Source organism: Xanthomonas sp. SHU 308 (assembly GCF_000364645.1).
Taxonomy (GTDB): domain Bacteria; phylum Pseudomonadota; class Gammaproteobacteria; order Xanthomonadales; family Xanthomonadaceae; genus Xanthomonas_A; species Xanthomonas_A sontii.
The window spans coordinates 1-891 of the sequence record NZ_AQOK01000573.1; the positions used below are offsets into that span (position 1 = coordinate 1).

Consider the following 891-nt stretch of genomic DNA (forward strand, 5'->3'; position numbering starts at 1 on the left):
CGATCTCCAGCTGCGGCGTGGCGCGGCCGGCGCTGCGCCGCAGCAGCGCACGCGTGCGCGCCAGCAGTTCGGTGATGTCGAAGGGCTTGCCCAGGTAATCGTCGGCGCCCACGTCCAGGCCCAGCGCACGGTCGGCCGGCCGCTCACGCGCGCTGAGCACCAGGATCGGCACGTCGGCACCGAGCTGGCGGGTGCGCCGGATCACCTCCAGCCCGTCCACCCGCGGCAGCCCCAGGTCCAGCAGCACCAGGTCGATCTCGCCATCGCCGATCGCGGCCAGCGCGGCGGCACCGTCCTGCACCCAGTCCACCGAATACGCGGCGCGGCGCAGGGCGGTGCGGATGCCCTCTCCCAGCGACAGATCGTCTTCCACCAGCAGGATGCGCATGACCGCAGTGTGGGCGGCCGCTCAGCGGCTGGCAAGATGCGTTTCGACCTCGTGCAGCGCCGCCTGGATCTGCTGGCGGCGGCCGTGGTCGGCCACCTCGCGGCCGGGCCGCGGCGGCGCCGCCAGGGCCTTGCGCAGCGCCGCCGCGGCGCCGCTCCAGTCCTTCTGCGCGCGCAGGAAATCGCCGTAGAAGTAATTGGCGTCGATGCCGTCCGGGTCGTACTGCAGGCCCTGCTGCAGCAGCGCGCGCGCCTTGGCGTCGTCGCCGAAGCCCACTGGCCAGCCCGGCACCTGGTAGTACAGCGCGCCCAGGCTGGTGCAGCCGGCGCCGTTCAGGGCGGCCGGGTCCAGCGCCAGCGCCTGCTCGAAATCGCTGCGGGCGCGCTTGACCAGGCCCAGCGCGCCGAGGCCGCCGCGCTCGCCGGCTTCGCTGGACAGCACGATGCCCTCCCAGATCAGCGCCGCCGGATCGCGCGGCGCCGCCTGGCGGGCGGCGGCCGCCT

The 891-nt window shown here is 74.7% G+C and carries 2 protein-coding genes; both read right to left on the bottom strand.

Annotated elements, in window-relative coordinates:
* Nucleotides 1–388, bottom strand: a 388-nt coding sequence (locus tag D588_RS0116730) for a response regulator (RefSeq protein WP_017916795.1), incomplete at its 3' end; no start/stop codon positions are given.
* A gap of 21 nt (nt 389–409) precedes the next feature.
* A partial coding sequence (locus D588_RS0116735; RefSeq protein ID WP_017916796.1) for a tetratricopeptide repeat protein occupies nt 410–891 on the bottom strand: 482 nt, incomplete at its 5' end.